Source organism: Stenotrophomonas rhizophila, assembly GCF_000661955.1.
Classification (GTDB): domain Bacteria; phylum Pseudomonadota; class Gammaproteobacteria; order Xanthomonadales; family Xanthomonadaceae; genus Stenotrophomonas; species Stenotrophomonas rhizophila.
This window is the reverse complement of record NZ_CP007597.1, coordinates 3,265,138-3,289,538: the sequence shown is the minus strand read 5'-3', so window position 1 is coordinate 3,289,538 and position 24,401 is coordinate 3,265,138. Positions and strand designations below refer to the sequence as shown.

21 protein-coding genes and 1 pseudogene are annotated in these 24,401 nt (G+C 66.5%); 13 read left to right on the top strand and 9 right to left on the bottom strand.

Features of this window, described 5'->3' with window-relative positions:
- Window positions 1-162: 162 nt before the first annotated feature.
- Both DX03_RS20750 and DX03_RS14215 read left to right on the top strand, forming a co-directional pair.
- Window positions 163-1,290, top strand: coding sequence for a PAAR domain-containing protein (locus DX03_RS20750; RefSeq protein WP_081797249.1), 1,128 nt, complete (start codon window positions 163-165; stop codon window positions 1,288-1,290).
- Window positions 1,266-1,778: a hypothetical protein gene (locus DX03_RS14215; protein WP_185753354.1), complete on the top strand. Its 513-nt coding sequence runs from the start codon at window positions 1,266-1,268 to the stop codon at window positions 1,776-1,778. The genes DX03_RS20750 and DX03_RS14215 overlap by 25 nt, the downstream gene beginning before the upstream one ends.
- 29 nt (window positions 1,779-1,807) lie before the next feature.
- On the opposite strand, the gene DX03_RS14210 is transcribed toward DX03_RS14215, so the two are convergent.
- Both DX03_RS14210 and DX03_RS14205 read right to left on the bottom strand, forming a co-directional pair.
- Window positions 1,808-2,392, bottom strand: coding sequence for a hypothetical protein (locus tag DX03_RS14210; RefSeq protein WP_038689755.1), 585 nt, complete (start codon window positions 2,390-2,392; stop codon window positions 1,808-1,810).
- A 211-nt stretch (window positions 2,393-2,603) separates the two neighbouring features.
- Window positions 2,604-3,509 (bottom strand): LysR family transcriptional regulator ArgP, encoded by a 906-nt coding sequence (locus DX03_RS14205; protein ID WP_038689753.1) that lies wholly within the window; start codon window positions 3,507-3,509, stop codon window positions 2,604-2,606.
- A gap of 135 nt (window positions 3,510-3,644) precedes the next feature.
- On the opposite strand from DX03_RS14205, the gene DX03_RS14200 reads away from it, so the two are divergent.
- Both DX03_RS14200 and DX03_RS14195 read left to right on the top strand, forming a co-directional pair.
- A complete protein-coding gene (locus DX03_RS14200) occupies window positions 3,645-4,280 on the top strand; it encodes a LysE/ArgO family amino acid transporter (RefSeq protein ID WP_038689752.1) in 636 nt (211 codons plus the stop codon).
- A 665-nt stretch (window positions 4,281-4,945) separates the two neighbouring features.
- The gene (locus DX03_RS14195) at window positions 4,946-6,919 is read left to right on the top strand and encodes an alpha/beta hydrolase family protein (protein ID WP_038689749.1); all 1,974 of its coding nucleotides are present in this window, start codon (window positions 4,946-4,948) and stop codon (window positions 6,917-6,919) included.
- Window positions 6,920-6,989: 70 nt separating this feature from the next.
- Here DX03_RS14195 and DX03_RS14190 read toward each other — a convergent pair whose 3' ends face one another.
- The gene (locus DX03_RS14190) at window positions 6,990-8,765 is read right to left on the bottom strand and encodes a peptide MFS transporter (RefSeq protein WP_038689747.1); all 1,776 of its coding nucleotides are present in this window, start codon (window positions 8,763-8,765) and stop codon (window positions 6,990-6,992) included.
- Between the two features lie 156 nt (window positions 8,766-8,921).
- Window positions 8,922-10,073 (bottom strand): acetyltransferase domain-containing protein, encoded by a 1,152-nt coding sequence (locus DX03_RS14185; RefSeq protein ID WP_038689745.1) that lies wholly within the window; start codon window positions 10,071-10,073, stop codon window positions 8,922-8,924.
- Between the two features lie 223 nt (window positions 10,074-10,296).
- On the opposite strand from DX03_RS14185, the gene DX03_RS14180 reads away from it, so the two are divergent.
- From DX03_RS14180 to DX03_RS20940, 4 genes and pseudogenes are all read left to right on the top strand, one after another.
- Entirely contained in the window at window positions 10,297-12,267 is a 1,971-nt protein-coding gene (locus DX03_RS14180) for an OPT family oligopeptide transporter (protein ID WP_038689743.1), read from the top strand.
- Between the two features lie 135 nt (window positions 12,268-12,402).
- Window positions 12,403-14,466: a dipeptidyl-peptidase 5 gene (locus DX03_RS14175; RefSeq protein WP_038689741.1), complete on the top strand. Its 2,064-nt coding sequence runs from the start codon at window positions 12,403-12,405 to the stop codon at window positions 14,464-14,466.
- Between the two features lie 303 nt (window positions 14,467-14,769).
- A complete protein-coding gene (locus DX03_RS14170; RefSeq protein WP_038689738.1) occupies window positions 14,770-16,014 on the top strand; it encodes a DUF819 family protein in 1,245 nt (414 codons plus the stop codon).
- 185 nt (window positions 16,015-16,199) lie between these two features.
- Window positions 16,200-16,340 (top strand): annotated as a pseudogene (locus tag DX03_RS20940) (DUF819 family protein); the annotation flags it as partial.
- A 259-nt stretch (window positions 16,341-16,599) separates the two neighbouring features.
- Here DX03_RS20940 and DX03_RS14165 read toward each other — a convergent pair.
- From DX03_RS14165 to DX03_RS14145, 5 genes are read right to left on the bottom strand one after another with little or no spacing between them, the layout of a single operon-like run.
- Window positions 16,600-17,085: a hypothetical protein gene (locus DX03_RS14165; protein WP_038692418.1), complete on the bottom strand. Its 486-nt coding sequence runs from the start codon at window positions 17,083-17,085 to the stop codon at window positions 16,600-16,602.
- A 45-nt stretch (window positions 17,086-17,130) separates the two neighbouring features.
- Window positions 17,131-17,391 (bottom strand): cell division topological specificity factor MinE, encoded by a 261-nt coding sequence (minE, locus tag DX03_RS14160; RefSeq protein ID WP_017355894.1) that lies wholly within the window; start codon window positions 17,389-17,391, stop codon window positions 17,131-17,133.
- Window positions 17,392-17,393: 2 nt separating this feature from the next.
- Window positions 17,394-18,203, bottom strand: coding sequence for a septum site-determining protein MinD (gene minD / locus DX03_RS14155; RefSeq protein WP_038689737.1), 810 nt, complete (start codon window positions 18,201-18,203; stop codon window positions 17,394-17,396).
- Window positions 18,204-18,238: 35 nt separating this feature from the next.
- The gene (gene minC, locus DX03_RS14150; RefSeq protein WP_038692416.1) at window positions 18,239-19,021 is read right to left on the bottom strand and encodes a septum site-determining protein MinC; all 783 of its coding nucleotides are present in this window, start codon (window positions 19,019-19,021) and stop codon (window positions 18,239-18,241) included.
- A gap of 13 nt (window positions 19,022-19,034) precedes the next feature.
- Window positions 19,035-19,631, bottom strand: a complete 597-nt coding sequence (locus DX03_RS14145) for a GNAT family N-acetyltransferase (protein WP_038689735.1) — start codon at window positions 19,629-19,631, stop codon at window positions 19,035-19,037.
- A 137-nt stretch (window positions 19,632-19,768) separates the two neighbouring features.
- Between DX03_RS14145 and DX03_RS14140 the strand changes: the two genes are divergently transcribed.
- The 5 genes from DX03_RS14140 (at window position 19,769) to DX03_RS14120 (ending at window position 24,158) form a co-directional block, all read left to right on the top strand.
- Window positions 19,769-20,959 carry a sensor histidine kinase gene (locus tag DX03_RS14140; RefSeq protein WP_038689733.1) on the top strand — a complete coding sequence of 397 codons (1,191 nt, stop codon included), beginning with the start codon at window positions 19,769-19,771 and terminating at the stop codon, window positions 20,957-20,959.
- Window positions 20,960-20,970: 11 nt separating this feature from the next.
- Window positions 20,971-21,612, top strand: a complete 642-nt coding sequence (locus DX03_RS14135; protein WP_038689731.1) for a response regulator — start codon at window positions 20,971-20,973, stop codon at window positions 21,610-21,612.
- Window positions 21,613-21,927: 315 nt separating this feature from the next.
- Complete coding sequence (locus DX03_RS14130; RefSeq protein WP_038689730.1) at window positions 21,928-23,007, top strand: polyketide cyclase; 1,080 nt, start codon at window positions 21,928-21,930, stop codon at window positions 23,005-23,007.
- A gap of 103 nt (window positions 23,008-23,110) precedes the next feature.
- Window positions 23,111-23,482: a DUF423 domain-containing protein gene (locus tag DX03_RS14125; protein WP_038689728.1), complete on the top strand. Its 372-nt coding sequence runs from the start codon at window positions 23,111-23,113 to the stop codon at window positions 23,480-23,482.
- Between the two features lies 1 nt (window position 23,483).
- Window positions 23,484-24,158, top strand: a complete 675-nt coding sequence (locus tag DX03_RS14120) for a DNA-3-methyladenine glycosylase family protein (RefSeq protein WP_038689725.1) — start codon at window positions 23,484-23,486, stop codon at window positions 24,156-24,158.
- The last annotated feature ends 243 nt before the right edge of the window (window positions 24,159-24,401 follow it).

Below are 24,401 nucleotides of genomic sequence, written 5' to 3'. Positions count from 1 at the left end.
GCATGCACCGCATGCCGCGCACGAATGGCCGATGGCGTCATCCCGCCATACGCCTGAAAGGCTGCGGACGCCCGCCAGGGCTGCAAGGCAGCTGCGCACCCGCGTCCAGCGCGTCAGCCCTGCCTAGACTTTTTCCCCATCAACGTTGGATGGGGGGAGTGCATGGCGAGGATGCTCGTGGTGGCCGGCGACCGGCTTCATCTTGGCGGAGCCGTGGTGTCAGGCTCGCCATACACCGATATCGACGGAAAGGCAGTGGCGCGGGTGAATGACCCGGTGGTGTGCGCGGTCCATGGCCCAGGCGTCATCGCCAGCGGTGATGTGACCCTGATCATCGATGGCCAGCCGGTCGCCCGCGAGGGGGACAAGGCGAGTTGCGGCTGCATGCTCCTGGCGGGGAAGCAGTGGCTGGTCTCAGTGGAACATGGTGCCGCAGATGCCAACCCGGGCGTCCAGCCTGCGCCACACGCGCACATGGACGTCGCCAGCGGAGCCGCCGCGGGTCACTACTCCTCCACGCTGACGCCAGCGGCGTCTGATACGACGCCGCTGTCGGATCCCCAGTGCTGGATGCGGGACTACCGCAGGCACATCTCAGAAAATGCCGAGGGGCGGTACTACCAGACGTATGACCCCACCGGCAGGAAAGTGAGCAAGCCTTACTACGTCAAGTTCCATGTCGAGGTTCCCGCAAAACGGGGCGGCGATTTAGTGGTCACGGTGAAGATGTTGGTGATCCGACAGGCCGGAGTGGAGGCAGTGCATGCACAAACTGCCCGTGAGCGCATGGACGCAGGCGTGGATACTTACTGGAATCGTCGGTACGCCCTCGAGGTGAATGATCCGATCTGTGGCGTTCGCTCCTTCCCGCTGAGGTATCAGGTGGAATGGGTGGCGCATGGACAGGATTGTGTCGTTGCACTGCATGGGGCGCTCGAGCGTGAGAATGTGGATGCTTCCGTCCTCAGTGCGTCCACGACCACCGACGCATTTACCTATGCCCATGAATTCGCCCACTGCATCGGCATTCCGGACGAATACGGCTACATTGTCGATAATGACTATTACGTCCACTATTTTCGTCCGGATGGAACGGTCGATGGTGAGGTGATCCGGGCAGGAGAGCCCCGCGAGGTGGACGATCCGCTCGCCACGCTCCTGTCGGGCTATGAGGCCTTCAGGTATGAAGCCGTTCCAAGGCACGCCTGGAACGTCGCCCGGGAAGTTCAGGAGCTGCTACGCGATGAGACCGGACGGGAAATAGCATGCGAGATACGATTGCGGCGTTGATTCTATTGGGGGCGTCTCCTGCGGTAGCGGGCGAGACGGCTCGGCTGTCGGATGGCGTCGCGCTGAGCGTACGGTGTCTTGATGACGCCGCCTGCCGCTTCCACGGCAGCGACCTGAGGGTGGAACTGACACTGCGCAATACCAGGGATGCCCCGGTCGAATTGCCTATCGCGTACTTCCGCCGGCGCGGCCCAAGTGTGCTGCTGACCGATGTGCAGAGCGGCAGAACGCTGCAGCTGAGAACCAACCTGGCGGGCGCGCGCCAACGCCAGAACCCTCAAACGCTGGCCCCCGCCGAATCGGTGGCGTATACGTGGCGGATATTTGCCACCGAGATCAACAGCATGGCGTCGCGTCCGGTTGACCTCATCGCCGAATTCTCGGTGAATCTCGCCGCGGGCGCCCCTGGGAAAAGCGCAGACGTTGTCCGGCATGAGATCCATGTCCACGGGGACGATGGTGGAGCGTTACCCCTATCTGATCGGTAGCCGCATGCCGCCGAAAGCCGGGCGCTGGCTCAATCGCTCCCCAGCGTGAAGTACTCCGCTGCGAAATACCCGCACTGGTAGCCCAGCGCCGCCAGTGCCAGCCACAGGTGGCCCCGGCGGGTTTTCATCGCCATACCCAACGCGGCAATGGCCAGCATCAGCACGGTATGCACCCAGTACGCCTGGCCCAGCATCTGCCAGCGGCTGTGGCCCTTGATCGCGGTGTCCACCAGGTCCAGCACGGTGATCAGCGCCAGCACCCCGAAGAATCCGCCGCGCCGCTGCAGCAGGTAGTTTTCCAGGCTGCCGAACTCGCGCACGTCGTCGGGGAACAGCAGGGTGCACAACATGAACCACGAGGCGCAGTAGCCGATGACGAACAGGTAGGTCTCGACGTTCCAGTGCCGCACCTCGCCCAGGCGGAACTCCCACCACCAGAAGGTCACCACCGACACCAGCGCCCACACCACCCAGCACAGGTGGATCCACGACCAGCCACGTCGTTTCGGGTGCTCGATGATCGAGGCCAGCCCGCGCAGCAGGGTGGTGATGCTCAGGCCCAGGATGATGCTGAGCACCACCCGGATATGCAGGTAGACCGGATCGCTGTCCATTGAGGCCCCCGTGGCTGGATTGCGCTGATGCTGCGCTGGGCGGGGTGGTCGGGTCGTGTAGGGCTTGGGTACGGCCCTGGTCAGGCAGCCGACCAACGGTCGGCTCTACCGGGGTGTGAACGGTGGATTTGTGCAGCCGACCAACGGTCGGCGTTGCACGGGGGCGTTGGATTTCTGCAGCCGACCAGCGGTCGGCGTTACGGGCTGGCGGTCATCGCTTCTTTCTTACGAGCGCCGCCGAGGCGGCCAGCACGGCCCGGGTGAGCAGGGCCATTGTCTGCACATCGCCCTTCCAGTGCTGCCAGTACAGCGGCACGTCTTCCCACGCGCGCTGCTTCATGTAGACCAGCCGGCCAGCTTCCAGGTGGCGCTTGACCAACGGCAGCGGGTTCATGGTCCAGCCCAGCCCGCCCAGGTTGGCCTGCACGAAGGCGCGGGTGGAGGGAATCCACCAGGTCGGCGCGGTCAGCGGCAGGTCCTCGCCGGCCAGACGCCGGGCGAAGCGCGCCTGCAGGTCGTCCTTGCGGTTGAACACCAGCACCGGGGCCTGTGCCAGCGACTGCGCGTTGACCCCCTTGGAGAAGTGCCTTTCGTGGAACGCCGGGGTGCAGGTGGCGGCATAGCGGATGCTGCCCAGCGCGTGGATCTGGCAGCCCTGCACCGGCTCATCCAGCGTGGTAACCGCGCCCAGCACCGCGCCCTGGCGCAGCAGCGCCACGGTGTGGTCCTGGTCTTCCAGGCGCAGGTCCAGGGTGGTCCCGGTCTGCGAGGCGAAGCTGCGCGCCGCCTCGGGGAACCAGGTTTCCAGGCTGTCGTGGTTCACCGCCACCGGGATGCTGGCCTGCGGCAGGTCTTCGTCGGCTAGGCCCATCCGGTGCAGGGCGTCGTGCTCGAGCAGGGCGGTCTGCTCGGCCAGCTGCACCAGCACCTGGCCCTCGGGGGTGGCCACGGCCGGCGAAGACCGCTTGACCAGCAGCCGTCCCACCCGGTCTTCCAGCGCCTTGATCCGCTGCGACACCGCCGAGGAGGTGACATTGAGCGACTGCGCGGCGCGCTCGAAGCTGCCCTCGCGGACCACGGCGGCAAGGGCGCGAAGCTGGGCATGGTCGATCCGCATGGTCTTAAGCCTGGCTAATGGTGGTTAAGCAAGTTTAGCTCTACTTTTCCATGTTGCGGCGCGACAATATGCGCCATCCGGTGCTGTACGCCTTGGCGAGGCACCGCCCCCACAAGCAAGACAAGGCGGTATCCCATGTTCTCCTTCATCTCCGGCGGCCCCGGTCTGGCCGCGTGGTTCAGTGGTGCGGCAACCGGCATCGGCCTGTTCGCGGTGGTGGGTGCACAGAGCGCCTTCATCCTGCGCCAGGGCATCCTGCGCAAGCACATCGTGCCGGTGGTGGCCACCTGTGCGGCCATCGATGGCATCTTCATCTTCGCCAGCGTGGCCGGCCTGCGCACGCTGACCCAGGCGCTGCCGTGGCTGACCACCGTGGTGCTGTGGGGCGGCGTGGCCTTCCTGGCGTGGTACGCCTGGCAGTCGGCGCGGCGCGCGCTGGCCGGTGGCGGCGGCATGCACGTGGACGACGGCGACAGCACCTCGCGCCGCGCGGTGCTGATGTCGGCGGTCGGCTTCTCGCTGATCAACCCGCATTTCTGGCTCGACATGATGGTCATTGGCGGCATCGCCGAAAACTTCGGCAATGCGCGCATGGCCTTCGCGGCCGGCGTGTTCACCGCCAGCTGCCTGTGGCTGACCGCCCAGGGCCTGGGCGCGCGCCTGCTGGCCCCGCTGTTCACCAAGCCGAAGACCTGGCGCATCCTCGACGGCACCATCGCGGTGATCCTGTCGATCCTTGCCCTGACCCTCGCGTTCCGCGGCATGCATTGAACTCTCTCCTCAATGCATTCCTGGAGTGGCACCGCTTGCGGTGCCATTTTTTTTTCTCCCATCTGAGGGGAGCGTCTTGCAGCAAGGGCCGTCGCAGAGTGCGCACGACGCGACGCGGGTGGCCGGGTATGCAGGCGCCTATTGGATCGGCTGGCGTCTTCGATCAGGCTGGTCGCGAACGTGAGGGCCCCGTAGCAGCCGGTAGGCCCCAGGTGCAAATGTCCCCCGGCCGCGGGGCGGCCTCCTCCTTTATTTTGCCCAGGAGCCTACCGGCCGCTACGGGGCTCGGCTTGCGGCAAGCAGGGGAAGCCAGGCTTTTCTGGCGCTGTCGGTGGGTCGGGCGCTGGGGTCCCATGCCCTTGGAGGCGAAATAAAGGGGGAGGGGGCGGCCGCAGGCCGACGCCGGAGGACATTCGCCGGAAAGGGCATGGGACCCCAGCGCCCGACCCACCGACGGCTGCGCCTGGAAAGCGTCAATGTACGCTTCTGCTTGCCCTCAGACGGGCGAAGAACCGTTTTTTTGTCCCCATTCGAAGGGAGAAGCACCATCCTCCCGGGGCAAGAGCGACACCGCCTGCCGGAATTGACGCTCACTGGCACCCGCGCGGCGCTTACGCCTAGAATCGGCCACCCGGACAGGGTGTCCGGACGTACAGGGGATAAGGATGCGCACGACGACGTGGGTGGCGTTGATCGCCATGGGGATACTGGCCGGGCAGGCCAGCGCAGTGGATCTGGAGCACTACCTCAAGCGTGACCAGTTCACCGATATCAAGATCTCGCCCGATGGCGAGTACTACGCGGCCACCGTGCCGATGGAAGACCGCACCGCACTGGCCATCCTGCGCCGCACCGACGGCAAGATCGTCGGCTCGTTCGTGCCGCCGCCCAAGAACCATGCCACCGCGTTCGACTGGGTCAACCGCGAGCGCGTCCTGATCGGCCTGGCCGAGAAAATGGGCTCGCTGGACCAGCCGCGCCTCACTGGCGAGCTGTACGCCATGAACGCCGACGGTGGCCGTGGCGAACTGCTGGTCGGCTATCGCGTGGAAGGCAGCGGCCCCGGCACGCGCATCCAGCCCAAGAAAGTCGAAACCGTGGCCGCCTTCATGTTCGATGAGCTGGCCCAGGACGACCGCAACGTGCTGGTCTCGATCTGGCCGTTCGCCGAAGACCCCTTCACCCGCGTTGATCGCCTCGACGTACAGAGCGGGCGTCGCACCACCATCGCCCGCTCGCCGGTGCGGCGCGCCGACTTCACCAGCGACAACGCGGGCCAGGTGCGGTTCGCCCACGGCGCCGGTGCCGACAACGTCAACAAGCTGTACTACCGCGAAGCCAGTGGCGACACCTGGAAGCTGGTCAACGACGAAGCGGTCAATGGCCGGATCGAACAGGCGATCGGCTTCTCGGCCGACAACAGCCTGGCCTACTTCACCAGCGAACAGGATAAGGGCCCCGACGTGATCGTGTCGTGGGACCCGGCCACCGGCAAGCGCACCCCGCTGCTGCGCGACCCGCAGGTGGACCCGAGCCGGATCATCCGCCGCCCCGGCACCTCGATTCCAGTGGGCGCGCTGTACCTGGGCGACAAGCCGCGCACCCGCTTCTTCGATGAAACCTCGGCCGACGCGCGCCTGTACCGCAGCCTCGAGGCGGCGTTCGGTGGCGATGCCATCTACATCACCTCCAGCACCCGCGACGGCAAGCAGCTGCTGGTCCAAGCGTGGTCCGGACAGAACCCCGGCGACTTCTACATCTTCAACACCGACGCCAAGAAGGCCGAGCACCTGATCAGCCGTAGCAGCTGGGTCGACGCCACGACGTCGGCCAAGGTCACCCCGGTGGCATTCAAGGCGCGCGATGGTCTGGACATCAACGGGTTCCTCACCGTGCCCGCCGGCAAGGCCGGTGCGAAGCTGCCGCTGGTGGTGCTGCCGCATGGCGGCCCGTTCGGCATCTTCGATGACGGCAGCTATGACATCGAACCGCAGCTGCTGGCCGCGGCCGGGTATGCGGTGCTGCAGGTCAACTTCCGCGGCTCGGGCAACTTCGGGCGTGCGTACCGCTCGGCCGGTGCGCGCCAGTGGGGCGGGGCCATGCAGGACGATGTCACCGACGCCACCCGCTGGGCGATCGCCCAGGGCCATGCCGACCCCGCGCGCATCTGCATCTACGGCGCCAGCTACGGCGGCTACGCCGCATTGATGGGCGCGGCCAAGGAGCCGGCGCTGTACAAGTGCGCGGCCGGCTATGTGGGCGTATACGACCTGCCGATGATGTTCACCACTGGCGACATCCAGAGCCAGGGCTCGGGCGAAACCTACCTGAAGGAATGGCTGGGCAACCCGCAGCAGCTGGGCGCGATGTCACCGGTCAACCTGGCCGCGCAGATCAAGGTGCCGGTGTTCCTGGCGGCCGGCGGCGAAGACAAGCGCGCGCCGATCCAGCACACCAAGCGCATGGAAGCGGCCTTGAACAAGGCTGGCGTGCCGGTGGAATCGCTGTACTACCCGACCGAGGGTCATGGCTTCTACACCGACCCGCACCGCCGCGAGTACTACACCAAGCTGCTCGCGTTCCTGTCCCGGCATCTGGGCGGTGAAACCGCTGCGGCCGGCAAGCCCGCGCAACCCTGATCGCATCGTTCGGCTGAAAATAACAACGGCACCGCGAGGTGCCGTTGTTGTTGATGGCCCCGCACGCGGCTTACTTCACCCCGTGCATCATCTTCTTCAGCAGCGGCGAACAGGCCAGCGCCACGGCCGCGCAGCCCAGGCCGATCCACATCAGCAGCCAGAACAGGTGTTCGTAGCTGGCGGCGGCGCTGGCGATGTTCATGGTTTCGCCTTCGGGCACCTCGATCGCGGCGAGCTTGCCGAACAGCGCGGCCAGCGTTTCGGAGAACGCCGTGGCCAGGAACCACGTGCCCATCATCAGGCTGACCACGCGCGGCGCAGCCAGCTGGGTCACCGCCGACAGGCCCACCGGCGACAGGCACATCTCGCCGATCTCCAGAATCAGGTAGGCCAGCACCAGCCACCACACGCTGGCCATCTGCCCGGTCGCGCCCACCTGCTGCGCAGCCAGTGCCAGCGGCACGAACGACAGCGCGGCGAAGATCAGCCCGAACGACGACTTCACCGGCTTGGACGGGTCCAGCCGACGCCGGTCCAGCCACGCCCACAACGTGGCGAACAAGGGCGCCAGCACCACCAGGAACAACCCGCCCAGGTAGGTCAGCGAGCCGGCGGTCTGCGGAATCACCAGGCAGTCGCGGACCAGCATCACCAGCATCAGCACGACGATGCCGACGAACAGGTTGCGCGGAGCCGTCGAGCCGGGGTTGCGCTCGGACAGCCGTGCCGCCACCACGAAGCCCAGCGGCGCCAGCAGCAACGAGGCGATCGACCACGGCAGCGGCGTGCCGCCCTGGATCACCAGTGACGGCACCAGGTCCTTGGTCAGCAGGCGGTCGGTGAAGGTCACCCACGAACCGTAGGTCTGCTCGTACAGGGTGAAGAACACCAGCGCCATGAAGATCAGCGCCATCAGCGCGATCATCTGCTGGCGCTGCACCGGCGTGCAGCGGGTACCGGTGAACCAGGCGAACCACACCAGCACGCCGCCCAGCACCACGATCATCAACATCAGCGCCAGGCTGATTTCACCGCCCAGCGCGAACGCGCCATTGGCCGCGGCCCACATCAGCGCTGCCACCGGCACCACCCCGAGCACGGCCACCGCATAGATCAGCCATTCGCGGCGGATGCCCAGCACGCGCTGGCGCAGGGCGGGCACGTCGGTGGGCTCGGCGTGGCCCTGCAGGTATTTCTGGCCCCACAGGAACATGCCCAGGCCGATCACCATGCCGATCCCGGCGGCACCGAAGCCGTACTTCCAGCCGTAGGCCTCGCCAAGGAAGCCACACACCAGCGAGGCGAACAGCGCACCCAGGTTGATGCCGGCGTAGAACAGCGAGAAGCCCGAATCGCGGCGCGGATCGTTTTCCGGGTACAGCTTGCCGACGATGGTGGAGATGTTGGGCTTGAGGAAGCCTACACCCATGATGATCAGCGCCAGCGACAGATAGGTGATGCCCAGCGCGGCGTCATCGCGGACCACCGCGCCATCGACGCGGACGGCGGCATGCCCTTCGAACGCCATGCCCAGGTGCCCCAGCACCAGCAGCACGCCGCCGAACACCACCGCCTTGCGCATGCCCAGCCAGCGGTCGGCCAGCAGGCCGCCGAACACCGGAATGCAGTACACCAGCCCGCCATACGCCCCCAGTAAGTCCAGCCCGGCCTTGTCGCCGAACAGGTGGTACTTGGTGAGGTACAGCAGCAGCAGCGCCTTCATGCCGTAGAACGAGAACCGCTCCCACATCTCGGTGAAGAAGCAGACGTAGACGCCCTTGGGATGGCCGAGGAAGTCGTCGGTGGCGGTGGACGTGGCGGAGGCGGGCAGGGCGGCTGCGGTCATCGAGGGATCGGGCAGGGCGGACAAGGGGGCGAGTATAGGCCGGGGGCGAAGGGACAGCCGTGCCGCGTCTGGCCGCTCCGCCGTCGTGGTGCCGCCCGCTCCATTGTCGTAGTGCCGGCCGCTGGCCGGCAGCCTCACCATCCCGGCATCGCGCGCTTACAGATAGCGAAGCCAGGCCAGATCCCGCCGCCGCGCCTTGAACCGCGCGAATGTTCTGGTCGGCCAGTACAGCGCCAGTGCCAGCACCGCGGTGATCACCCACAGGCTCGCCACGTGGTCCACGGCGAAATACGCGCCGTGGGTGTGCCCCCAGCGTGCCTCGGCCAGCACATACAGCAGCTTCAGCACGTACAGGTGCAGCAGGTAGAAGAACATCGGTGCCGCGCCGATGTCGGCCAGCGGCGCCAGCGCCCGGGCCACGCGCGGCTGCTCGTACAGGCGCAGCAACAGCAGGCCGATGCCCAGGGTCAGCAGCAGGAACAGCAGCGAAGGCGGGTACTTGGTGACATTGAAGATGCTCATCAGCGTGCTGCCCACTGTGGCGAAGGACTGCCACGGGCTGTCCCCGTAGAGGTTCACCGCCCGCAGGATGACGAACGCCAGCAGCGCACCGGCGCCGGCCATCCACAGGCGACGCTGGCGCAGGAGGGCATCGCCGCCGCGCGCGAACCACGGGCCGATCACCCAACCCAGCGCAATGACGCCGATCCACGGCAGCGCCGGGTAGGAGGTGCGCAGGCGCAGCCCGTCGGTCACGGCGATCCAGTCGCGCTGGTGCAGCACCTTCCACAGCACGGCCAGCGCCCCGTCGCCCTGCACGCGGACGCCATCGAGCAGGTTGTGCCCGGCGATCACAGCCAGCGCCAGCACCGCCAGTGCGCCGCGTGGCAGCCACAACAGCCCGGCCAGCGCGATCATGCTGATGCCGATCGCCCAGATCACCTGCAGGTACATCACGCTGGGCGGGAACTGCAGCGTCCACGCGAAGTTGACCACCAGCAGTTCCAACACCACCAGGAACAGGCCGCGCTTGAGCAGGAAGGCCGACGCGGCCCGGCGCCCATCCGGCTTGCCACTGGCGTACAACCAGGCCGACAGGCCGGTGAGCAGCACGAACACCGGGGCACACAGATGCGCCAGCAACCGGCTGACGAACAGCGCCGGCTCGACCTGGTCCACCGCCATCGGGTCGCCGACCTGCTGGTGCATATGGAAGGTTTCGCGCACGTGGTCGAGCAGCATCAGCACGATGACGGTGCCACGCAGCTGGTCGATGGAGGTCAGGCGGGAGGTGGGGGGATACGTCACAGCAGCGCCAGTTGCTCGGTACGATAGGATATAACATAACTAAAGTGGACGGGCCCGGCCTTGGACGTTGCCGAGTCCGGCGTGTCGTGGCTGCGGCGGCACGCGTAGGTCAACGGGGGCCTTGATCGGGTGGTGCAAGGTTGCCGGCCAGCGGCCGGCACTACTGGACTTGCCCGTACATGAACGCTAGCGTGGCAGGGATTTTTTGCCATCAGGGGCATCCATGAACAACGACGCTGCGCCCAAGCAGCTCACCCTCCGCGCGGTGGTGCTTGCCATCGTGCTGGCGGTGGTGCTGTCGGCCGCCAACGCCTATCTCGGTCTGTTCGCAGGCCTGACCATCGCCACCGCGATTCCCGCGGCCGTCATCTCCATGGGCGTGCTGCGCCTGCTGGGCGGTGGCACCATCCTTGAAAACAACATCGTCCAGACCGGCGCTTCGGCCGGCTCGTCGATCGCCGCCGGTGTCATCTTCACCATCCCCGCGCTGGTGATCATGGGCTACTGGCCGGACTTCAAGTATTGGTGGGTGCTGGGCATCGCCGGCCTCGGTGGCCTGCTGGGCGTGCTGTTCTCGGTGCCGTTGCGGCGTTCGATGATCGTCGAAGACCCGCTGCCCTTCCCCGAAGGCAAGGCGGCCGCCGAAGTGCTCAAGGCCGGTGAAAACCCCGGCCCGGGCCTGAAGATCCTGGCCGTGTCGGCCGTGATCGGTGCGTTCGTGAAGGTCGCTGCCGCCAGCGGCATGCGCCTGATTCCCGATGCCTGGGCGCAGTCGGCCTACATCGGCAGTTCCAAGATCACCGCCTTCATCGGCACCAACCTGTCGCCGGCGCTGCTGGGCGTGGGCTACATCGTCGGCCTCAACGTCGGCATCGTGGTGGTGTCCGGCTCGATCCTGTCCTGGCACATCGCCATTCCGCTGTACCAGGCGTTCTTCATGGACAGCGACCCGGCGCTGGCCGCCTCGATCGTCAGTGCGTCCTCCACCGATGCGGCCTTTGCGATCTGGAGCGCCAAGATGCGTTACCTCGGCGTCGGCGCGATGCTGATCGGCGGCGTTTGGACCCTGATTTCGCTGCGCAAGTCACTGCTCAGCGGCGTCAAGAGCGGCTTTGCCGCCGCGCGCAAGAGTGGCGGTCCGGCCCTGGCCGAGACCGAGCGCGACCTGCCCATGAAGTGGATGCTGGTGGCCCTGGTGGTGTTCACCCTGCCGCTGCTGGCGCTGTACCAGGCCATCGTGGGCCAGTGGCACGTGTCGATCCCGATGACCATCATCATGATCGTCGCCGGCTTCCTGTTCGTCTCGGTGTCGGCCTACCTGGCCGGCCTGATCGGCTCGTCCAACAACCCGGTCTCGGGCATCACCATCTCCACCATCCTGTTTGCCTCGGCCGTGCTGGTAGTGCTGCTGGGCAAGAGCGGCCTGACCCCGGTCGGCGTGGGCGGTGCCCCGCTGGGTGCGGTGGCGGCCATCATGATCGGCGCGGTGGTGTGCTGCGCCGCTGCGGTCGGCGGTGACAACCTGCAGGACCTCAAGGCCGGCTACATCGTCGGCGCAACCCCGTGGAAGCAGCAGTTGATGCTGGGCATCGGTGCGTTCTCGTGCGCATTGATCATGGCGCCGGTGCTGAACCTGCTGGCCACCGCGTACGGCATCGGTGCGCCGACCGCCGCGCACCCCAACGCGCTGGCGGCGCCGCAGGCCAACCTGATGGCCTCGGTGGCCAAGGGTCTGTTCGGTGGCCAGTTGCCGTGGACCTTCATCGCCATCGGTGCGGGCATCGGTGCGCTGATCATCGCCTTCGATGGCTGGCTGAAGTCGCGCGGTTCCCGTTTCCGCGTGCCAGTGCTGGCCGCGGCGATCGGCATCTACCTGCCGCTGGAGCTGATGGTGCCGATCTTCCTGGGCGGCCTGATCTCCTACCTGGTCGAGCGCTTCCACAAGGTGCGTGCCGAGGACGAAGAAGGCCGTGACCGCGTGCACAAGCCGGGCGTGCTGTTCGCCGCCGGCCTGATCACCGGTGAAGCGCTGATGGGTATCGCCATTGCGATCCCGATCGTGCTCACCGGCGAGGCCGATGTGCTGGCCCTGCCGTTCGCCCTGCCGGGTGCCGACTGGATCGGCCTGGCCGTGCTGTTCCTGGTGGGCTGGCTGATCTACCGCACCGGCAAGCGGTCCGGCGGCAAGGTCTGACCGACTGGTGTGATGCCCGACAAACCCCGCCCCGGCGGGGTTTGTCGTTTCCGGGCGGCGCCATGACCGATGGCCTTTGCAACGGCCACCCCCTCGGCCCTACCATCGGCGTTTTGCCGTTCCGCGGAGAACCCGATGAAACTTCGTTACGCCCTGCTGCCGTTGTGCCTGCTGACCGCACTGCCGTCGCTGGCCGCCACGCGTGGCCTGGATGTGCGCGACATGATCGCGCTGGATCGGGTTTCGGCCCCGCTGCTCACAGCCGACGGTGGCAACGTGGTGTTCGCCAAGCGCGTGGTCGGCGCCGACAGCAAGGCCAGCACCGGCCTGTTCATCCGCAACCTGCGCACCCGCGACGCCGCCCCGCCCAAGCCGCTCACCCCGGCCGGCTGGAACGTCAACTCGGCCGCGCTGTCGGCCGACGGCCAGAGCGTGTACTTCCTGAGTGCCAAGGGCGGCAGCCAGCAGCTGTACGTGCAGCCGATCAGCGGCGGCACCCCGCGCCAGCTGACCGATTTCCCGGTCGACGTGGACGGCTTCCACATCTCCCCGCAGGGCGACCGCGTGGTGTTCAGCAGTGGCGTGTTCCAGGCCTGTGGTTCGGACCTGGCCTGCACCAGCAAGAAGCTGGACGCGCACAAGGCGCGCAAGAACACCGGCGAAGTGTTCGACAACCTGTTCGTGCGCCATTGGGACACCTGGAACGATGGCCGCCGCAACACTCTGTTCGTCGCCCCGCTGCCGGCCGCCAAGGGCGCGGCGGTGAAAGGCGCCTCGGCGATCAGCGCCACCCTGGATGGCGATGCGCCGTCCAAGCCGTTCGGCGGCAATGACGACTTTGCCTGGGCACCGGACGGCAAGACCGTGGTGGCGTCCATCCGCGTAGCCGGCAAGCAGGAACCGTGGTCGACCAACTTCGACCTGTACCAGCTGGATGTGGACGGCAAGCAGGCGCCGGTCAACCTGACCGCCGCCAACCCGGCCTGGGATGCCGGCCCGGTGTTCAGCGCCGACGGCAAGACCCTGTACTACCGCGCCATGAAGCGCCCGGGCTTCGAAGCCGACCGCTTCGGCGTGATCGCGCTGGACCTGGCCACCGGCAAGGCCCGCGACATTGCCCCGACCTGGGACCGCTCGGCCGGCGAGATCGTGCTGAGCGCCGACGGCGGCAGCTTCTACACCGCCGCCGATGACCTGGGCGAGCACCGCCTGTTCAACATCGACATCGCCACCGGCAAGGCCACGGTCGTCGCCGAGGGCGGCAGCATCGGCTCGCCGGTGATTGCCGGCACCACCCTGGCGTACACGAAGAACAGCCTCAAGAGCGGTGACCAGATCGTGGTGGCCGGCGCCGACGGCAGCAGCCCGCGCGAGATCACACCGAGCGCGGCGCAGATGCTGCCCGACGTGGCCTTCGGCGATTACGAGCAGTTCCAGTTCAAGGGCTGGAACAACGAAACCGTGCACGGTTACGTGGTCAAGCCGTACAACTACCAGGAAGGCAAAACCTACCCGGTGGCCTTCCTGATCCACGGCGGCCCGCAGGGCAGCTTCGGCAACGGCTGGAGCTATCGCTGGAACCCGCAGACCTATGCGGGCCAGGGCTACGCGGTGGTGATGATCGACTTCCACGGGTCCACCGGCTACGGCCAGGCGTTCACCGACGCGATCAGCCAGCACTGGGGCGACCGCCCGCTGGAAGACCTGCAGAAGGGCTGGGCCGCGGCGCAGAAGCAGTACGCCTTCCTCAACGGCGACAAGGCCTGTGCGCTCGGCGCCAGCTACGGCGGCTTCATGGTCAACTGGATCGCCGGTAACTGGAATGCGCCGTGGAAGTGCCTGGTCAACCATGACGGCGTGTTCGACCAGCGCATGATGGGCTACGCCACCGAAGAGCTGTGGTTCACCGAGTGGGAGCAGGGCGGCACGCCGTACCAGAAGGCGGCCAACTACGAGAAGTTCAATCCGGTCAACCACGTGTCCGACTGGAAGAAGCCGATCCTGATCATCCACGGCCAGCTCGACTACCGCATTCCGGTCGAACAGGGCCTGGCCGCGTTCACCGCCGCACAGCGCCAGGGCATCGAGTCCAAGTTCCTGTACTTCCCGGACGAGAACCACTGGGTGCTCAAGCCGCAGAACAGCGTGCAGTGGCACGACACCGTCAATGGCTGGCTGAAGCAGCACATCGGCGAATAAGCCGGATGGACGCGCCGCCCCATGGGGCGGCGCTTCTTCATGGCACCGGCTCTTGTTGGCCGCGGTATCACCGGTGATCGGCGGCTGTGCAACCGGCCATCGCCGGCGGTGCAACCGGTCATCGTCGGCGGTATAACCGGTGATCGTCGGGGGTATAACCGCTGATCGTCGGCGGTGTAACCGGTAGAGCCGACCGTTGGTCGGCTGCTCTTTTACGGCAGCCGACCAACGGTCGGCTCTACCGGTGATTGTTTTCCCGAAACGTGTGGAATCGCACGCCCCTCCTTCAGGTACTCCACACCCGTGAAAGCTCCCGCCCTGATCCAGAACGACATCGTCGTCTTCGGCCTGATCGCCGCCACCCTCGGGGCCGTGTTCTGGACCGCCTCGCGCGAGCAGGGGCTGTGGAAGCGCTTCTATACCGTCGTGCCGGCGTTGCTGCTGTGCTACCTGATCCCGGGCATCTACAACACGTTCGGGCTGATCGACGGCCAGAACACGCACCTGTACAACCCCATCGCCCGCGACATCCTGTTGCCGGCGGCGCTGGTGCTGCTCACCCTGGCGGTGGACATCAAGGGCATCCTGCGGCTCGGGCCGAAACTGATCGTGATGTACCTGGGCGCGTCCTTCAGCATCATGCTGGGCGCGGTGGTGGCGTTCCAGTTGATGAAGTGGCTGCACCCGGACACGGTGGCCGGCGACACGTGGGCCGGCATGGCGGCGCTGGCTGGCAGTTGGATCGGCGGCGGCGCGAACATGCTGGCGATGCGCGAGGTGTTCGAGGTCAACGCCACCACGTTCGGCCAGTTCGCGGTGGTGGACGTGGGCGTGGGCTATGTGTGGATGGCGGCGCTGATTTTCCTGGCCGGGCGGTCGGCGAAAATCGATGCGCGCAGCGGGGCCGATACGTCGGGCATCGACGAGCTGAAGCTGCGTATCGAGAAGTTCCGCAGCGAGCATGAGCGGGTGGCGAGCCTGACCGATCTGATGCTGATCGTGGCAGTGGCCTTCGGCACGGTGGGGCTGTCGCACGCGATCGCGGGGCCGCTGTCGGCGTGGTTCAAGGGCCATGTGTCCTGGGCGTCGCAGTTCAGCCTGGACGCGCCGTTCGTGTGGGTGGTGGTGATTTCCACGACGTGCGGGTTGGCGTTGAGTTTCACGCGCGCGCGCAACCTGGAAGGGGCGGGGGCGTCGAAGCTGGGCTCGCTGCTGCTGTACTTCCTGATTGCCTGCATCGGGATGCAGATGGATCTGCTGGCGCTGCTGGACCGGCCGTGGCTGTTCCTGCTCGGCATCATCTGGATCGCGGTGCACATCGTGTTGCTGTGGGCATTGGCGCGGGTGCTGAAGGTGCCGTTCTTCTACTTCGCCATTGGTTCGCAGTCCAACATCGGCGGGCCGGCGTCTGCGCCTGTCGTTGCGGCGGCGTTCCATCCTTCGCTTGCGCCTGTTGGGGTGCTGCTGGGGACGATGGGGTATGCGACCGGGACGTATCTGGCGTACATCGTGGGCATCACCCTGCGCGCGATGGCGGGGCAGGGCTGATCCGGGTAGTGCCGGCCGCTGGCCGGCAATCTCCTGGACAAGTGACGCATCGCCTGGTTGCCGGCCAGCGGCCGGCACTACCGGGGATCAAGGCCGCCAGGAATGACCGCGCGTGCGGATTTACGCAGGAAGAAGGCCGCGTTCGAGCAACCACGCTTTGGCATCTTCCGCATCCTGCTCGAACCGCTGCGCCTGTTGTTGCGGCGGCCTTCCATCCGTCGCTCGCCCCGGTCGGGGTGCTGCTGGGGACGATGGGGTATGCCACTGGGACGTATTTGGCCTACATCGTGGGCATCACCCTGCGCGCGATGGCGGGGCAGGGCTGATCCGGGTAGTGCCGGCCGCTGGCCGGCAATCTCCTGGACAAGTGACGCATCGCCTGGTTGCCGGCCAGCGGCCGGCACTACCGGGGATCAAGGCCGCCAGGAATGACCGCGCGTGCGGATTTACGCAGGAAGAAGGCCGCGTTCGATCAACCACGCTTTGGCATCTTCCGCATCCTGCTCGAACCGCGCCGAGTGAACACCTTGGCGCCTACAGGGTTGGCGCGTCGCCACGCGCCCAGGACTAACCGCGCGTGCGGATTTACGCAGGAAGAAGGCCGCGTTCGAGCAACCACGCTTTGGCATCTTCCGCATCCTGCTCGAACCACGCACGCGTGGACCCCAATCGATAGGTATACCCCCACGCGTCCATGTCCAGCATCAGGCGGTCGCTACCCACGCCGGGCAGTTGCCCGGCCAGCACGATCTGCAGGTAACAGGTGGCGTCTTCTTCGGGGACCGAATCGGTGGCGTCGGTGTGCACCAGCGCGCGTCGCTCCGGTGGCAGCACGATCAGGTGGCAGGCCTCGTGCAGCATCGAGTGCACCGGCGTATCGTCGCGCACGTACACATCGCTGCCGATGATGCCCGCCTCCGGCTCGCCCCAGTAACTGCCTGGAATCGGCGCGGCGGCGCCTACCCGGTGCAGCCGCAGGTCGTGCGCGGCAAGCAGGGCAACGGCATCATCAAAGTGGATATCGCCGACGCAGGTAACCTGCACATCGGCGGCGGCAACGTCGGTCGTCATGGCATGCATTCAACCGCCCCTCCCAACCGGAAGGGGCGACAAGGCTCAGGGCTGCTGCGGGCCTTCCGGCAAGGCGACGGAAATATCGAGCACATCGTGCTCCCCGTCCTTCACCAGATCGACCTTCACCGCATCCGCGTCGATGTTCACGTACTTCTTGATCACTTCCAGCAGCTCACGCTGCAGAAGCGGCAGGTAGTCTGGGCCACCGCGATGGCTGCGCTCCTGCGCAATGATGATCTGCAGGCGGTTCTTCGCCGTTTCGGCCGTCGTCTTCTTCCGGTTCAGGAAATCGAACAGTCCCATGCTTACCCTCCGAACAGCTTGCTGAAGAAGCCTTTCTTCTCCACGGTGGTGAAGCGCATCGGACGCTCTTCGCCAAGAATGCGGCCAACCGCATCTTCATACGCCTGGCCCGCCGCCGATTCGGGGTCCAGGATCACCGGCTCGCCCTTGTTGGACGCATTGAGCACGTCGCCCGACTCGGGCACCACGCCAATGGCCTTCAGGCCCAGCACTTCCTCAACGTCGGTGATGCTCAGCATCTCGCCACTTTCCACCCGGGCCGGGCTGTAGCGCGTGAGCAACAGGAACGCCGGCACGTTCTGGCCCGACTCGGCCTTGTGCGTCTTCGAGTCCAGCAGCCCGATGATCCGGTCCGAGTCGCGTACCGACGACACTTCCGGGTTCACCACCACCACTGCACGGTCGGCGTAGTACATCGCCAGGAACGCACCCTTCTCGATACCGGCCGGCGAGTCGCAGATGATGTACTCGAAACCGTCCGCGGCGAGGTCCTTCAGCACCTTGCCCACGCCTTCCTGGGTCAGCGCATCCTTGTCGCGCGTCTGCGAGGCCGCCAGCACGTACAGGTTGTCGAAGCGCTTGTCCTTGATCAGCGACTGCTTGAGCGTCGCTTCGCCGTGCACCACGTTCACGAAGTCGTACACCACCCGACGCTCGCACCCCATGATCAGATCCAGGTTGCGCAGGCCGACGTCGAAGTCGATCACCGCCACCTTCTTGCCGCGCCGCGCCAGGCCGCATGCCAGGCTGGCGCTGCTGGTGGTCTTGCCCACGCCGCCCTTGCCGGAAGTGACTACGATGATTTCAGCCAAAGGACTTCTCCTGATTCATATGGTTGGGCGCCGGATCAGTCCAGCGCCGCGATCTTGATCTGGTCCTGCTCCAGCCACACCTGCACGGCCTTGCCGCGCAGCGTGTCCGGAACATCGTCCAGTACCTTGTAATGGCCGGCAATGGCGACCAGTTCAGCATGGAATTCACGGCAGAAGATACGTGCCGTGGTGTTGCCTTGGGCACCGGCCAGGGCGCGGCCCCGCAGCGTACCGTAGATATGGATGCTGCCATCGGCGATCACCTCGGCCCCGGCACCCACCGTGGCCATCACCGTCAGGTCGCAGTTCTCTGCGTACAGCTGCTGGCCCGAGCGCACGTTGCTGGTCTGCATGCGGCCCGGCTGCGGTGCCTTGGCCGGGGTGGCAGGTACGGCGGCCGGCGTGGCCGCGCGTGCACGCCGTGCCGGTTCCGGCGCAGGCGCAGGCGCGGGCGGCGGCGGGGCGACCGGGACCGCGTCCAGCTCGGCGCGTTCGTACTGCGCGCGGAACTTGGCCAGCAACGGCAGCCCCAGCTGCTGCGAGAGCAGCTCGGTCTCGGTGGTGCCGTAGGCCAGCGCCACCGGCAGCACGCCGGCGCTGCGCAGCCCATCCAGCAGTGCCTTGGCCGTGGCCACGTCCGGGATCTGGCTGAGCCCGCCGAAATCCAGGATCACCGCGGCGCGCCCGAACAGCTTCGGCGCACGCGCCACGCGGTCGTGCATTTCGCGGGTGAGGCGTTCCACATCCAGGGTGCGGATGCGCAGGTTGGCAATCCCCACCTGGCCGATCTTCAGTTCACCGGCCTGTTCAAAATCCATGTTCGCCGCCACCTCAGGTCCCCGTCGGCCGGTGCGCACGCAGCGGCTCGCGACGATGGCCCACCCAGGGCACGTCGGGCAGCTGGTCGCCGTAGGTAGCGTGTACCCACTGGTAACTGCACAGGTCCTTGAGCAGCATGCTGGCGCGCACGTCGACGTGGGCCATGTTGTTCTGCCCGACCTCGCGGAAGCCGAAGCTGCCATGGAACAGCAGCGCCGCGTCGGCGCCGTGGTCCAGGAACACCTCGCAGGTCATCTGCGGGTAGCGCAGCTCGGCGTAGCTCTGTGCATCGGCATAGAAAGCACGGCCGACGCCACCGCCGCGACGGCGGCTGGCGACCACGATGCGGTCGATATAGAAGAATTTGCTGTCCAGCTGCTGCTGGAACCAGGCGAAGTTGCTGCTGTCGTGCTGGCTGTCGCTGCCGAAGCCGATCAAAAAGCCGGCCAGGTTGCCGTCGCGCTCGGCGACGCGGAAATACTCAGCGGTTTCATAGAACAGGCGCAGGCGGGCGGCATCCAGCGGCAGGATGGCCAGGCCGGCGTTGTTGTTCAGGGCCAGGACGGAATCGAGCTCGTGCTCGCGCACGTCGCGGATGACAATCGACATTGTGACTCCGTGGGGTAACGCGGTTGGTCCATCAAGGGACCCTCATCGGATTATTGCACGGGTGGCGGGCCCGGGCGAATCGCCGCCCATGACTTATGTGGGAGTGCAGGGGCGCAGGTTCAGCCTAAGATGCGTCCATGTTGGGATACCTGAGCCAAACCCGAGTACTGCGACTGGCCGGCCTGTTCACCTGGGTCATGGTCGGCCTGCCCGTGGTCTATTCCCAATACGAGTCGCTGCTGCGCCACCGTGGCGACGGCCTGGACAGCTGGGCGGTCTGGCTGTTCACCGCCTACCTCACCTTCGGCGCCTGCTACTTCTGGCTGACCCGCGGCCTGCGCGATGGCGGCGGCCATTCGGCCTGGTACGACCGGGTGGTGCTGCTGCTGCTCACCACCTCGGCGCTGGGCGTGAGCTACCTGAGCGGGTCGGGCCTGGGCAGCATCCTGATGATGGTGGCCGCCGGGGTCATCCCCTGGATGCTGCAGGTGCGCGGTGGGGTCCTGTGGCTGTTGCTCAGCCAGCTGGCGGTGCTGCCGGTGTACTACCTGATCCTGCGCATGCCGCTGTTCGAGGCGCTGATGCAGTCGCTGCTGTATGGCGGGTTCTCCATGTTCATCTTCGTGACCAGCCTGGTCGCGCGGCAGCAGACCGACGCCCGTGAAGAACAGCGCCGGCTCAACACGGAGCTGCGTGCCACCCGCGTGCTGCTGGCCGAGAGCGCCCGGGTCAACGAGCGCACCCGCATCTCGCGGGAACTGCACGACCTGCTGGGCCACCACCTCACCGCGCTCAGCCTGAACCTGGAAGTGGCTGGCCACCTCACCGACGGCCAGGCCCAGGAGCATGTGCACCAGGCCCATACCCTGGCCAAGCTGCTGCTCACCGACGTGCGCGAGGCGGTCAGCCAGATCCGCGACAGTGGCGCCATCGACCTGGCCGCCGCGCTGCGCCCGCTCACCGAACAGGTGCCGTCGCTGGCCATCCACCTGGACATCGCCGAACCGCTGAACGTCGAAGACCCCGAGCGCGCCCATGTGCTGCTGCGCTGCACCCAGGAAATCATCACCAACGCGGTGCGCCACGCCAACGCGCGCAACCTGTGGATCCAGGTCCGGCGCGAAAGTGGCGGCGAAGTGGTCATTCAGGCGCATGATGACGGGGTGGGCGCGGACGGCATCGTGGTCGGCAATGGCCTGCGCGGCATGCGTGAACGCTTGTATCAATGTGGCGGTGAGCTGCAGATTGAAACCCGCCGGGGTCAGGGCTTCCGCCTGCGCGCCTCGGTTCCCGGCGCGCCAGTGCTGATGCTGGCCCCCGTTACTTGAGGAGTTCGTTGATGATTCGCGTCTGCCTGGTCGACGACCAAACCCTGGTGCGGCAGGGGATCCGCTCGCTGTTGGCGCTCGACGACGGGATAGAAGTGGTCGCCGAGGCCGCCGACGGCCGCCAGGCGGTCGAGGTGGTCCCGCAGATCCGTCCGGACGTGGTGCTGATGGACATGCGCATGCCGGTGATGTCCGGGCTGGAGGCGCTGCAGATGCTGTCCCGGCTGGGCCAGCTGCCCCCGACCATCATCCTGACCACCTTCGACGACGACCAGCTGGTGCTGGCCGGGCTCAAGGCCGGTGCCAAGGGCTACCTGCTCAAGGATGTCACCCTGGAACAGCTGGTGGGCGCGATCCGCACCGTGGCAGACGGCGGTTCGCTGGTGCAGCCGGCGGTGACCCAGCGGCTGCTGTCCGGGCTGGAGCACATGCGCAATGAATTCGTCAGCCTGGACCGGCCGGACCCGCTGACCGACCGCGAGACCGAGATCCTGCGGCTGATGGCCAGCGGTTTCTCCAACAAGGAGATCGCCAATTCACTGGGTGTGGCCGAGGGCACGATCAAGAACCACGTGTCCAACATCCTGTCCAAGCTGGGCGTCCGCGACCGCACCCGCGCGGTATTGAAGGCCTTCGAGCTGCAACTGGTCTGAGACCGCGCCAGGGCCACCGGCGAGCCGTTGCCGGTGGTCTTTGTGCAATATCCTGAATATGCGCCGGATCCCTTGTGCCACAAGGGCTGCGCGCCGAGAAACGGCCCATTCGGCCGAATCCGGCAAAGAAATATTCCCGAACCGCTACGTGCTGACACGCGCGATACGTTATCGTTCCGCTCCTTGTCTATGCAAAACCGCTGCCGGCATGGAAACCGGTGCGCCAATCCTGATCTACAACACCCGCGAAGCCTGCTAGGATTGGCGCTTCGCTTCAATCAACCCGGCCGTGGGATCGGCCCCGGAGACTTCTGAATGACCCGTATTATCGAGTTCCTGATCGCCTTGGGGATCGTGGCTGGCCTGTTCGTCATCATTGGCGTATGTCTGCCGGGCGAGCGCCATATTTCCGAAAGCATCGAGACCAACCGCAAGATGACGATCGTGTTCGACACGGTCAACAGCCTGCGCCGCTTCAAGGACTGGAACCCGCTCGTACTGCGCGATCCCGCCGTTGAACTGAAGCTCTCCGGCCCTGCTGCCGGCGTTGGCGCACGTCTGGATTATTCTTCCAAGGAAAGCTCGTTGGGCCAGGGCAGCTGGGAGATCACCGAGTCGGAGAAGAACAAGCTGGTGTCCATCGCCATCGAGGACCCGACCAAGGGCCACGACAAGAAGACCAGCTTCACCCTGGAGCCGACCGGCAAGGGTGGCCGCAACGTCAAGATCACCCAGGACTACAGCATCAAGTACGGCTTCAACCTGTTTGGCCGTTATGCGGGTCTGTATGTCAGCCGTCACGTCGGTGACGACCTGAAGCTGGGTCTGTCGCGCATGGCCAACATGCTGGCCACCGTGCCCAACATCGACTACCGCACCGCCGAAGCCCCGCTGACCGATCTGGCCATCGTGGACGTCCCGGTTGAAGACCTGCTGGTGGTCACCGCCGGCAACGTCGATCGCGGCCAGGAGACCATCACCAAGTCCATCAAGGACAACCAGGAGTGGATCAAGCGCGTGATGGAGGCCAATGACCTCGAAGCCGCCGGTCCGTTCCGCATCATCACCACCGATTTCGGCGCCGAGAAGTACGCCTTCGACGTGGCCCAGCCGGTCAAGAAGAAGGGCACCCAGGGTGCTGCTGCTGATGCCCTGACCGTCAAGATCGACGCCGGTGCCCCGGTGAAGTACGTGCACGTCGCTCCGCACCGTTCGGCCCACGCGGCCTACACCGGCCACATGGCTGGCCTGGACATCGCCCGCAACGCCCTGCGTGCGTGGTCGGTGACCAACGGCAACGAAGTGATCGACCGTCCGTACGAGTCCTGGAAGGACGGCGTGGACAAGTCGTTCACGCCGGAAGGCACGTACGACATCTACTGGGCCGTCAAGTAATCCGACGGTCACCGGTGATGTAACGCACGACGAAAAACGCGCCGCTCCTTGCGGCGCGTTTTTTTTTGCTCCGCCCGCGGAGCATTCATCGAAGGATGCCCGCATGCTCAACCTGGAACGACGCGCACGCAAACCCTCCCTGCTGGCCTGCTTCGGCGGCCTGCTGGCCGCCACCGCCGTGGGCCTGTCGGCCTACGCCTCGCATGGCATCGCCGACCCGTTGGCACAGTCGCACGTGACCACCGCCGCGCTGTACGCGTTCGGCCACGGGGTGGCCCTGGCGGTGCTCGGGCCCACCCAGCAGAACAGCCTGGGCAAGCTGGCGCTGTATGTGCTGCTGATCGGCACGCTGCTGTTCTCCGGCAGTCTGGTGGCCGGGGCGTTGTGGAAGCTCAGTACGCAGTTGGCGCCGGTCGGCGGCACCGCACTGATGCTGGGCTGGCTGGCGTACGGCCTGAACGCGCTGCGCCGCTGACATGCCACGCTTCGCTCGCGGCTTCGACGTAGCGGAGGCACACGCCTGGCTGAGCCGGCGCGACCGCCGCCTGGGCACGTGGATGAAACGGCTGGGTCCGATTGATGCCCAGCCCGGCTGGGCCAAGCGCTTCGACCCGGTCGATGCGCTGGCGCGCGCGATCCTGTTCCAGCAGCTCAGCGGCAAGGCCGCCTCGACCATCGTGGGGCGGGTAGAGGTAGCCATTGGCAGCCAGCGCCTGCATGCCGATACGCTGGGCCGCATCGACGACGCCGCGTTGCGCACCTGCGGGGTATCGGGCAACAAGGCACTGGCGCTGCGCGACCTGGCCCGGCGCGAAGCCGACGGCCAGATTCCCGACCTGCGCCGGATGTCGGTGATGGGGCACGACGCGATCATCGACGCGCTGGTGCCGATCCGCGGCATCGGCCGCTGGACCGTGGAAATGATGCTGATGTTCCGCCTGGGCCGCCCGGACATCCTGCCCATCGACGACCTGGGCATCCGCAAGGGCGCCCAGCGCGTGGACAAGGCCGAGACCATGCCCACCCCGAAGGAACTGCAGGCGCGCGGCGAGAAGTGGGGCCCGTACCGCACCTACGCCAGCCTGTACCTGTGGCGCATCGCCGATTTCAGCGCGGACGCCAAAGAAGCAACCAACCGCTCGCAGGACTAGACCAACCGGTAGTGCCGGGCTCTGCCCGGCAACGCAAGATCCCGTAGCGCCGGGCTCTGCCCGGCAACGCAAGATCGTAGTGCCGGGCGCTGCCCGGCAACGCAACCTCGTAGTGCCGGGCGCTGCCCGGCAACGCCACGCCAGCAAAAAAGCAGCCGGGCAGAGCCCGGCTCTACGCGGCAACGCCATGCCAGGCCAAGAGCAGCCGGGCAGAGCCCGGCGCTACGCGGCAATGGCAACCCA